The sequence below is a fragment of the Psychrobacter glacincola genome, from assembly GCF_904846215.1.
Taxonomy (GTDB): Bacteria; Pseudomonadota; Gammaproteobacteria; order Pseudomonadales; family Moraxellaceae; genus Psychrobacter; species Psychrobacter glacincola.
In genome coordinates this window covers 141,324-152,465 of the sequence record NZ_CAJGZK010000007.1, presented here as the reverse complement: position 1 = coordinate 152,465, position 11,142 = coordinate 141,324, and the positions used below count along the sequence as shown (strand labels likewise).

The 11,142-nt window shown below is 43.0% G+C and carries 8 protein-coding genes; 2 read left to right on the top strand and 6 right to left on the bottom strand.

All coding sequences use genetic code 11. The annotated features are described in order from the left end of the window. The 5 genes from JMW90_RS06330 to JMW90_RS06310 all read right to left on the bottom strand — a co-directional run. A partial coding sequence (locus tag JMW90_RS06330) for an elongation factor Tu (RefSeq protein WP_201562309.1) occupies nucleotides 1-721 on the bottom strand: 721 nt, incomplete at its 3' end. Nucleotides 722-941: 220 nt separating this feature from the next. Next, nucleotides 942-3,068 (bottom strand): elongation factor G, encoded by a 2,127-nt coding sequence (gene fusA, locus JMW90_RS06325; RefSeq protein ID WP_201562308.1) that lies wholly within the window; start codon nucleotides 3,066-3,068, stop codon nucleotides 942-944. A 402-nt stretch (nucleotides 3,069-3,470) separates the two neighbouring features. Then, nucleotides 3,471-3,944: a 30S ribosomal protein S7 gene (rpsG, locus tag JMW90_RS06320; protein ID WP_011514497.1), complete on the bottom strand. Its 474-nt coding sequence runs from the start codon at nucleotides 3,942-3,944 to the stop codon at nucleotides 3,471-3,473. A 208-nt stretch (nucleotides 3,945-4,152) separates the two neighbouring features. After that, entirely contained in the window at nucleotides 4,153-4,527 is a 375-nt protein-coding gene (gene rpsL, locus JMW90_RS06315) for a 30S ribosomal protein S12 (RefSeq protein WP_011281154.1), read from the bottom strand. A 438-nt stretch (nucleotides 4,528-4,965) separates the two neighbouring features. Continuing rightward, entirely contained in the window at nucleotides 4,966-6,150 is a 1,185-nt protein-coding gene (locus JMW90_RS06310; RefSeq protein ID WP_201562306.1) for an EcsC family protein, read from the bottom strand. A gap of 661 nt (nucleotides 6,151-6,811) precedes the next feature. Here JMW90_RS06310 and JMW90_RS06305 point away from each other — a divergent pair. Both JMW90_RS06305 and JMW90_RS06300 read left to right on the top strand, forming a co-directional pair. Further along, nucleotides 6,812-8,047: a beta-ketoacyl-ACP synthase II gene (locus tag JMW90_RS06305; RefSeq protein WP_201562304.1), complete on the top strand. Its 1,236-nt coding sequence runs from the start codon at nucleotides 6,812-6,814 to the stop codon at nucleotides 8,045-8,047. A gap of 3 nt (nucleotides 8,048-8,050) precedes the next feature. Further along, entirely contained in the window at nucleotides 8,051-9,733 is a 1,683-nt protein-coding gene (locus JMW90_RS06300) for an anthranilate synthase component I family protein (protein WP_201562302.1), read from the top strand. A 251-nt stretch (nucleotides 9,734-9,984) separates the two neighbouring features. Here the strand turns inward: JMW90_RS06300 and hisC are convergent, their stop codons facing one another. Continuing rightward, nucleotides 9,985-11,118: a histidinol-phosphate transaminase gene (gene hisC, locus JMW90_RS06295; RefSeq protein ID WP_201562300.1), complete on the bottom strand. Its 1,134-nt coding sequence runs from the start codon at nucleotides 11,116-11,118 to the stop codon at nucleotides 9,985-9,987. Nucleotides 11,119-11,142: the final 24 nt, after the last annotated feature.

Here is an 11,142-nt window from a genome sequence, read left to right as displayed (position 1 = left end):
CTTTCACGATACCAGATTCAACACGGCCAGTCACAACGGTACCACGACCTGAGATTGAGAATACGTCTTCGATTGGCATTAGGAATGCTTTGTCGATGTCACGCTCAGGCTCTGGGATGTAGGTGTCTAGAATGTGTAGCAGTTCTACGACAGCAGGTTCGCCGTATTTGCCGTCGTTGCCTTTGAGGGCTTCAGTGGCTGAGCCTTTGATGATTGGGGTGTCGTCACCTGGGAAGTCATAGTCGCTTAATAATTCGCGAACTTCCATCTCTACTAGCTCAAGCAATTCTTCGTCATCAACAACGTCGCATTTGTTCATGAATACGACGATGTATGGTACGCCAACCTGACGTGAAAGCAGGATGTGCTCACGGGTTTGTGGCATAGGGCCGTCAGTGGCTGATACTACTAAAATAGCACCATCCATCTGGGCGGCACCAGTGATCATGTTTTTAACATAATCGGCGTGACCTGGGCAATCAACGTGAGCATAGTGACGTGCTGCGGTGTCATATTCTACGTGTGAGGTGTTGATGGTGATGCCACGTGCTTTTTCTTCTGGTGCTGAGTCAATAGACGCGTAGTCTTTGGCTTCGCCACCTGAAGTTTTGGCAGCTACGGTTGCGATAGCAGCAGTAAGGGTGGTTTTGCCGTGGTCAACGTGTCCGATGGTGCCGACGTTAACATGGGGTTTTAGACGTTCAAACTTGGCCTTTGCCATGGGTATTTCCTCTTTTTTTGGGGTCAAATGCTTAATGTATATAAAGTAATCAAGCGAATACTGACCACATTAAGATAACTGTTAAAAGGGTGCACATACTAATGTGCAGATATTATAAGAAAATCACGAGCAATAACAAGTCTTTTAACCAATTATTGCTCGATTATCTACTGACAATATAGAGATATGCCCTATATTGCCATTATCGATAGATTTTTGCTTACTCGTCATCATCTTTATTGTTGAATTTAGAGATGATAGCTTCTGCAACTGATTTTGGAATTTCAGCGTACTTTTGGAATTCCATAGAGTAAGTTGCACGGCCCTGTGACATTGAGCGCATTTGCGTGGCATAGCCAAACATTTCTGCTAATGGTACTTCAGCACTAATCTGCTTAGTGCCGCCAGGTAAGTCTTCCATACCTTGAACCATACCACGACGACGGTTAAGATCGCCCATGATATCGCCCATGTAATCTTCAGGCGTTTCAACTTCTACTCTCATTACTGGCTCAAGTAGTGTTGGGTTTGCAGCCATGAAGCCTTTACGGAAAGCGATAGAACCAGCCATTTTAAATGATAACTCATCCGAGTCAACATCATGGTAAGAACCATCATACAAAGTCGCTTTTACGCCAACGATTGGGTAACCAGCAAGTACGCCGTTTTTCATGCGCTCTTGGATACCTTTATCAACCGCACCGTGGAATTCTTTTGGTACCGTACCACCAACCACTTCTTCTTTAAACTCGTACAACACGTCGCCAGCTGGGTCCATAGGCTCAAGACGTAACCAAACGTGACCGAATTTACCACGACCACCAGTTTGACGTACAAATTTACCTTCTTGTTCAACAGTGTTACGAATCGTTTCGCGATAAGCAACCTGCGGCGCGCCGATGTTGGCTTCTACACCAAATTCACGCTTCATACGGTCAACAAGAATCTCAAGATGCAGCTCACCCATACCACTGATGATAGTCTGACCAGACTCTTCGTCAGTATGTACACGGAACGATGGATCTTCTTTCGCCAGACGACCCAAAGCAATTGACATTTTTTCTTGGTCAGCTTTGGTCTTAGGTTCAACCGCTAGACTGATGACTGGATCTGGGAATTCCATACGCTCTAGAGTGATAACATTTTGCTCATCACATAACGTATCACCAGTGGTCACATCTTTCATGCCAACCAAGGCTGCGATATCACCAGTACGGATTTCTTGCAACTCTTCTTGTGAGTTTGCCATCATCTGTACGATACGGCCAACACGCTCACGCTTCATTTTTACTGGGTTATAAACGCTACTGCCTTGCTTAAGAACGCCTGAATAAACACGAACGAAGGTTAAATTACCAACGAACTTGTCATTCATGATTTTGAATGCTAAAGCTGAGAACGGTGCTTCGTCTGATGCTTCACGAGTGCCTTCACTTTCATCTTTGTCATCAAGGATACCTTTAATAGCAGGTACATCCATTGGTGCAGGAAGATATTGAATAACCGCATCCAACATCTTCTGTACACCTTTGTTTTTAAAGGCAGTACCACAAAGTAGTGGAATGATTTCATTATCAATGGTTAATTGACGAATAGCGCCGTTAATCTGCTCTACGGTTAATTCACCATTTTCAAGATACTCATTCATGAGCTCTTCTGTCGCTTCAGCCGCATTTTCTACCAGATATTCGCGATACTCTTCCGCTTTTTCTTGTAGTTCTGCTGGGATTTCGCGCTCATCATATTCCATACCTTGAGACGCTTCGTCCCAATAGATGGCTTTCATCGTTACTAGATCTACAACGCCTTCAAAGTCGTCTTCTTTACCAATTGGGATAACCAATGGTACTGGCTTGCCGCCTAGACGAGTTTTGATTTGTTCGACAACGCGGTAGAAATCAGCGCCAACACGATCCATTTTGTTAATGAATGCAAGACGTGGCACTTTATATTTGTTTGCCTGACGCCATACGGTCTCAGACTGTGGCTGAACGCCGCCTACTGCACAGTAAACCATGCAAGCGCCATCAAGTACACGCATAGAACGTTCAACTTCAATGGTGAAGTCAACGTGACCTGGGGTGTCAATGATATTGATACGGTGTTCGTCAAACTGTTTTGCCATACCTGACCAAAAACAAGTTGTCGCCGCTGAGGTGATAGTAATACCACGCTCTTGTTCTTGCTCCATCCAATCCATGGTGGCTGCGCCATCATGAACTTCACCAATCTTGTGGCTAACACCGGTATAGAACAAAACACGTTCAGTAGTGGTCGTTTTACCAGCATCAATGTGCGCAGAGATACCAATATTGCGATAGCGCTTTAGGGGAGTTTTACGAGCCATAGTGTTTTCCTAGGGAAATTCGTGTATATATTAATGTGTTGTGTCTCTACCTCTACTCTATGGCAAAGCCACTTTGCTTTGCAATATTACTAATTATTGGACCTAATACGGACAAAAAAGAGTAAATACTAAGAATAGTGCGGCATCAAATCCAGGAAATCTTCTGTGCAGGCTTTATAGGCTTTACAGAGTAGCATCCCTGTTTAAAACAGCATCTTGACAGATGTCCGCCATCTAAAATGAGCGTCTCTGTTATTATCTTTCGATAAATACAAGCAAATCATTTATTAACAATGGCGACAATCAATAGAATAAATTACATCTGGATAACTGGTATACACCAGTCATCCAAAACTACTTTTAAAAAGCTATATTTAAAAGAATAGCTTAATTAAGAGTAGCTTAGAAACGGTAATGAGAGAATGCTTTGTTAGCATCTGCCATGCGGTGAACTTCATCACGCTTCTTCATGGCATTACCTTTACCGTCAGCAGCATCATTCAATTCGCCAGCTAAACGCAAAGCCATTGATTTCTCAGAACGCTTTGCAGCAGCTTCAGCTAACCAACGCATAGCCAAGGCAGTACGACGGGAGGGGCGTACTTCCATTGGTACTTGGTAGGTTGCACCACCAACGCGGCGAGCTTTTACTTCAACCATTGGGCGAACATTTTCCAATACTTCTTCAAAGAAAGAAACTGGATCTTCAATGTTACGCTTTTGGCTTACTGTCTCAAGTGCACCGTAAACGATACGCTCAGCAGTAGATTTTTTACCATGACTCATGACATGGTTGATGAATTTTGCAACAGTTTGGCTACCAAACTTAGGATCCGGTAGGATCTCACGGGTAGCAACGACGCGACGTCTTGGCATAATAAATATCCTTTTCTTCAGGAGTGTCTGACATTCACAATCTCGCACCAATTAATATTGGATGGCGTTATATCGAGTTGTCAGTCAGCCTTACTGCATGGCGGTGTGTGATAAAGGTTAATGACTCATTTGGTCAAAAATCACTCACATCAGATCCATGCACAGTTAATGTTTGATACAAAGAAACTCATTTAATAACGATTGGTTATTAAACTTTAGGTTTCTTAGCACCATATTTAGAGCGACCTTGCTTACGGTCTTTAACGCCTGCGCAATCTAGTGCACCACGAACGGTGTGATAACGTACACCTGGTAGATCTTTTACACGACCACCGCGGATAAGAACAACACTGTGCTCTTGTAGGTTATGACCTTCGCCGCCGATGTAGCTTGATACTTCATAACCTGAAGTCAAACGTACACGACATACTTTACGCATGGCTGAGTTAGGTTTTTTAGGGGTAGTAGTATATACGCGAGTACATACACCACGACGTTGTGGGCACGCTTCCAACGCAGGAACTTTTGACTTTTCCTTGATGGTTTTGCGACCTTTACGAATCAATTGGTTAGTTGTTGCCATGAGGCATCCTTCTCCCGTTTGGTAAAAAACAAAAAAATAGGGAAACGCACCATCCATCTGACTTTAACGACAGATTTTGGTACACCCATTTTTAGGACAGTGTATTATAAAGACTTGTTGCTGCTATTTCAACCACTTATGAGCAGTTGGACTTTACAGCAGCGGATAGATATGTATTCAGTCTACCACTATACCACTTTATCTGTTTTTGACGGCATAACCGAAAAAACCGCCAACTAAATACGGTATCAAAAGTAGATGAATACACAGTTTAGATAGGATATTTAGAAATTAAAAAGTCGTCTCTTTTAACTATATGGCGATATCGTCTTATTATTCAAGAGAAGTAAGCCGATATCGCCAACATTAAAGATAAATAGCAAATACGTAGCGCTTCAATTTGCTAAAACAAAGTAATCAACAACTCCTAAGAGCTTGTTATTTGCTCGACTTAGTAGCCGTTTTTTTTGATTTGCTGTAAGAAGATTTATCTGCACTACCCTGCATCTCATCCTTGGTACTTTCAGCTCTCTTTTGGCTAGCTTGCTTATCGTCAGCTTTTTTCTGAGTATCTTCTGTAGTACTCTCATCTGACTTCGTATTTTTTGAAGCTTGAGCTTTATCTTCTTTGTGCTCATTGTTACCCGTTGCTTTACTCACCTTTACTTCGCTACTACTGTCATCAGTGATAGCACGATTGGCAAGTTTGGCTTCTGGCGCAAAGGTTGCTTGAGCAACGCCAATGACCTCGTCAATCAGCTGACTGTTATAGCGCATACCGACGATAACGGCGGTGGCTGGCAGGAATCGGCGTATCCATACTAAGTTTATTTGATCCAAATCAATACCGACCTGACTGGCAATACTGTCAACTTGCTCGGCATAAAAGTTAACCTTTTTATTCTGTAAACCTAAGTTTTTGAGCTCATTGTGCAAACCACTGCTTTGGGCACTATCAAGCAAGCCTTTACCGATACCAATACCTGCTAGTAGCGCTTGCTTCTCTTGCATTTTGCTGAGATCGGCATTGGCCAGTAACTCATACGCCATTTTGACCCCTTGTTTGCCAGTCAATGGCTTGTTATAAACAGCGCCCAATTGATAAACGGTACGCAAAGACACCAATAATAACCATAAGGTATCCGCAAGCAAACCCGGTAAGCCTGCCAAACCTGTAATACCGCCAAGCGTGGCTAAAGCACGGTTTTGATTGGCGATATCAGTTGCTAGCGCATAACGCTGCTCATCGTCTAGACTGGCAATATTGGCAAAGCGGTGCTGATTGGGTAAGTCAATTTGACTCCAATTGTCGGCAAGCTTAGCAATTTGAGCAAAAGCACCATCAATAGTCGACTCAAAAAAACTGTTAGGTACGACTTTTTTGGCATATTTACCATAAGCGGCAAAGCGCGTACCTAGTAACTGCTGTGTTGCTTTTAAGGTTTGCTCACGAAACAAATCTTGTTGGTAATCCTCATCGCCTAAGTTTACTGCCTTAAATTGACGCGGTTTGCCAGTTTTTGCATTCGCGCTATCAATCATGGCGCCAATACGCTCTAGATTGCCACGAGTGAAAGACCCAACCGTACTGATACCTTTAGATAAAGTGCTACGCTTTCCCATCTTAATATCCTTAATATGATGTCTGTTATAAAGTATTTGTTGTAAAGTAACTGTTATAAAGTAACCGTGGTTAAAGTACTGGGTATTAAAGCACCATTAATTAAAGTGCTGCTATAATAGCCTTGCTTATATAGTAGTACGCTGCTTGCCATTCTAGCGAACCCCTACTGTGAGTGTCAGTGCGAACAATGTTATCGCTATCAGCCCTTTTGTATCTAAAAGTGTCATTAGTCGATGATCACTTAACCATCATAGTCAAGTTATTGCATCAGTTGATATTAAAAAATTTTGTACCATGACGTGCATTGTCCTCATCATCTATCTCTTAAGAATAAACTACAAAAGCTATAGAATAACAATGATGGTTAATCGGCCAAGTTTTATGATTATTTTGCATTTGCTCAAACATTTTGCCACCTCGATACGCTATCATATGCCATAATTCAAAGTACACTTGTACCATTATTTACCCGCACTCTTTATCTATCCTATTATGAATCGATGATAATGCTAGAGGCTGCTTCTAGCATTTAGATGCCTTGATATAACAACACATTTATTATCAGAGATAGAGAGGTGTGACGTGATATGGTAAAGATAGATATTTGAGAACGATGATTAAAAGTAATTATCAAAAATCATTACTAATAAGGAATATTGTATGCGCCGCGTTGTTATCACTGGAGCAGGGATTGTCTCTTGTATCGGACATGATTTGGCTACTGTCACAGAGGCTCTTAAACAAGGACGCTCTGGCATCACATTTAACGACTCTTATGCTGAGCACGAGTTCAAATCACAGGTCAGCGGCAGTATTGATCACTCACAGCTTGATACCTCGGCTATTGACCGCAAACTAAAACGGTTTTTTAGTGACGCAAGCCTTTATGCTTATGTTAGTGCATTGAGTGCAATTGAGCACGCTGGACTCTCTTTGGAAACCATCAATAATAACCCTCGTGTGGGCGTAGTCGCCAGCTCAGGTGGCGCGTCAACAGAAAATATCGCCAATGCAATAGACGCCATGCGAGAAAAAGGGCTGCGCGGCGTTGGTGCGATGGCAGTACCAAAAACGATGGGCAGCTCAGTATCAGCGGCACTTGCTACCGGTCTAAAAATACAAGGCATCTCATACTCGTTGACCTCAGCTTGTGCAACCTCGACGCATTGTATCGGTCATGCTGCCGAGCTGATTCAGTTGGGTAAAGCGGATGTGATACTCGCTGGTGGTAGTGAAGCAGAACACTGGACCCAGTCTTGTATGTTTGATGCCATGGGCGCAGTCAGTACTCAATATAATGATACCCCAGAGCTTGCCTCAAGGGCTTATGATAAAGACCGTGACGGTTTTGTCATTGCTGCGGGCGGTGCGATGGTGGTGGTTGAAAGCTTAGAACATGCCCAAGCACGCGGTGCCAATATTTTAGCTGAAATCGTCGGTTATGGTGCCAGCTCTGATGGCGCAGAAATGGTCGCACCAAGCGGTGAAGGCGCAGTACGCTGTATGAAGCTGGCACTTGCTGAAGCTGGTTTAGAAAGCGTGGATTATATCAATAGCCACGGTACCAGCACGCCACTTGGGGACATCACAGAGCTTAAAGCCATTGCCAAAGTATTTGATAATGACATCAGTAAAGTCCCTGCGATTAGCTCAACCAAATCCATGACAGGACATAGCTTGGGTGCGGTCGGTGCGCAAGAGCTGATTTATTGCCTACTGATGCTACAAGATAGCTTTATCGCCCCAAGTATCAATATTACAGAATTAGATCCGGCTGCCAAAGGCTTTGATATCGTCACTGAAAAGCGTGAGGTTAAGCTTGAAACGCTTATGAGCAATAGCTTTGGCTTTGGCGGTACCAACGCGACATTAATCATCAAAAAGTTTGATGCCTAGGCTATGGTTGTACTACCTTCTGATATCATGGCACAGACAGACTCTACCCTACCGCCAGCTAGCAAAACGAGCTGGCGATTTGGTGACTTATCTGCCACAGAGTTGATGCCGCAACTACAGCGACATTTGCTAGAGCAGGATAATACGGCAAATTGGCAATTGATTTGGCTCAATAATGACGGGCAAGCAGTCATTGGCTTATTACCAAAGACGAGCTGGTGTGTTTATCCTGTGGCTGATGAAACACCGTATTCCGCTAAGCAGGTAGGTCTTTATAAAGTCAAAAAAATATGCCGTGGAAATGTTGCCCTTTATAGCAATAATGCCAGTGATAGCGCAGCTGCCACAAGATATATCAGTTATAGCGACTGGCAGGACGAATTGATTGCCTACAGTCAAGCTTATGACAATAACAACAATAACGATGACTCACTCTCAATAAATCAGGATAATCAGCTGCCGCATTATCATCATGGATTGATAGGTTTCATCGGCTATGACATGACGGCTCATGAGCTCAGTCCAACCGCCAATATTGAGCGGGCAGCACAGCCCTGTGCGCTACTAGGACATTATGATATTTATCTAATGGCAAACGCTGAGCAAAAAATCTGGCAGCTAAAGGTAACTAATGATAGTAATCCCGATAACAGCTCAGTTCAGCAGGAGACAAATTCATTAGTCGCAGTGCTGATATCTTATTTAGATAGTTTGGATAATCACCTATTAAATGAAGGTGCAACTAAAAAACGAGCGAATAAAACGCTACCTTTATTACTAGAAGCTCAGTGGAGTAAGCAGCATTATCAGCAGGCGTTTCATCAAACGCAAAACTACTTACAGCAAGGCGATTGTTATCAAATCAATTTGACTCAATTATGGAATGGCTATTTAAGCGCTTATGACGATAAATCAGACATAAGCCTCATCGACTATTTACCTGCTTTGCACGCTAATACTCAAGCGCCCTTTGCAGGATATGTAGCGACTAATACTTTTGATTATAAAAGCCAAACAGATACGTCAAACTGTCAGTTTGAATTACTCAGCTGTTCGCCTGAACTGTTTTTTACCTTTAGCAAAAACAATAAAACAGGTAAGCATCATATACGTACCAAACCGATTAAAGGCACGATGCCGCGTGGCTTAACAACCGAACAAGATAATAATTATAAGCAGCAGTTAATCGATAGCGAAAAAGACCGTGCCGAAAACGTCATGATTGTGGACTTGTTGCGTAATGACTTGGGTAAATATGCCAAAATCGGTAGCGTGAAAGTGCCACAGCTATTTGCGATTGAAAGCTTTAGTAATGTTCATCATATGGTCAGCACCATTACTGCCGAGCTAAAGACAGATACTCATCCGTTAAGTGTGTTATTCGGCTGTTTGCCTGCAGGTTCTATTACTGGTACGCCAAAGAAACGCGCGGTGGAGATTATTTCAGAATTAGAAGTCGCGCCGCGCGGGGCTTACTGCGGTACTATGGGCTATATGAACTTTGATGGCAGTGGTCAGTGGAATGTACTGATTCGTACATTGCAAGCGACCAGCACAGCATATAATAGCAAACAAGTCAGTTTATGGGCAGGCGGCGGCATCACCGTTGCTTCTGACTGCGATGCTGAATATCAAGAATGTCTCGATAAAGTTGGTAACCTACTATCTGTCCTTGCTAACTATTAAGCTTTATATTTAAAGACATCTTAAAGCGCCAAAAAAAGCCTGTTAACATCACATTAGCAGGCTTTTCTTAGTACGTGTAGTCAATGAAAAGTAATATCGACACATTATGTACGGCGGGTATCAATTTTTCTTGCTTGCTGTGCCTACGCAGACAGAGGCTGCAAAAAATTATACCCGCAGTACCGTAGCGTTTTTAGGGTATTTTGACTATAGAATATTATTCCACTTCAAAATTACACTGAAGCTAAATATCAGCTCACCTCGACATCCGCCACTGCTTGCAGCGCTTTTAATGCATTAATTAGACGCTCATGCTGTGCGGGCGTACCGATCGTAATACGCAAATACTCATTAATACGTGGTTTATCAAAATGACGAACGATGATACCTTGCTCACGTAATACGTTTGCTACTTGACTGGCAGCACCATCATGAGGACGCGCAAAGACAAAATTGGCATGCGATGGCAGTACGTCATAACCCAATGCCGTTAACTCAGCAGTCAACGATGTGCGCAAATCAATGACTTGCTGGCGAGCTTGCTCAAAGTATGCAACATCTAAAATACTGGCCATCGCACCAGCTTGTGCCAACTTATCTAGCGGATAGCTGTTAAAGCTATTTTTCATACGTGTCAATGCTTCAATCAATGAGGCACTACCAAACGCCATACCGACACGCAATCCAGCGAGCGAGCGTGATTTTGAAAAGGTTTGCGTCACCAGTAAATTATCAAACTCATTGATGAGGCTAACGGCTGACACCTGAGAATCTGCACTTCCCTCCTCGTACTGAGCAAAGTCAATATAAGCTTCATCAATCACAATCACTGAGTTTGAGTGCTCGCCTGCAAGCTTACGGATGTCAGCAAGCGACAATAATAAACCGGTTGGTGCATTCGGATTAGCAATAACTATACCGCTACAAGGCCTACGATAGGCATCAGGACTGATACTAAAATCTGCTTCTAATGGTATCTGTACCAGCTCTATCCCAAAGGTATTGGCATAAACTGGATAAAAACTGTAACTGATATCAGGTGCTAAAATAGGGCGCTCTTTTAAGAAAAAACTGGCAAATACTAGCGCCAATACTTCATCGGAGCCATTACCAACGAACACTTGATTCATGTCAAGATCATAAAGCGCTGCCAATGCACCGCGCAATTCTTCAGACTCAGGTGCAGGATACAAACGCAAATCATCCGCTTGCTGCGCTAGAACTTTGGTAATCGCCTCACCGACTTTTGGTGAAGGTGGAAATGGATTTTCATTGGTGTTTAACTTGCACAAATCGTCATGCTGAGGCTGCTCGCCAGGAACATACGGCGATAAATTACGCGCTTTAGATGACCAAAGTCTGGTATCTATCTTTGACTCACTCATAAACTATCCTACTATTAATCACAG

Bases quoted from the DNA above. Each gene is read 5' to 3' on its own strand.
- fusA (WP_201562308.1), bottom strand. From the start codon at position 3,068: ATGGCTCGTAAAACTCCCCTAAAGCGCTATCGCAATATTGGTATCTCT.
- rpsG (WP_011514497.1), bottom strand. From the start codon at position 3,944: ATGCCAAGACGTCGCGTCGTTGCTACCCGTGAGATCCTACCGGATCCT.
- rpsL (WP_011281154.1), bottom strand. From the start codon at position 4,527: ATGGCAACAACTAACCAATTGATTCGTAAAGGTCGCAAAACCATCAAG.
- JMW90_RS06310 (WP_201562306.1), bottom strand. From the start codon at position 6,150: ATGGGAAAGCGTAGCACTTTATCTAAAGGTATCAGTACGGTTGGGTCT.
- JMW90_RS06305 (WP_201562304.1), top strand. From the start codon at position 6,812: ATGCGCCGCGTTGTTATCACTGGAGCAGGGATTGTCTCTTGTATCGGA.
- JMW90_RS06300 (WP_201562302.1), top strand. From the start codon at position 8,051: ATGGTTGTACTACCTTCTGATATCATGGCACAGACAGACTCTACCCTA.
- hisC (WP_201562300.1), bottom strand. From the start codon at position 11,118: ATGAGTGAGTCAAAGATAGATACCAGACTTTGGTCATCTAAAGCGCGT.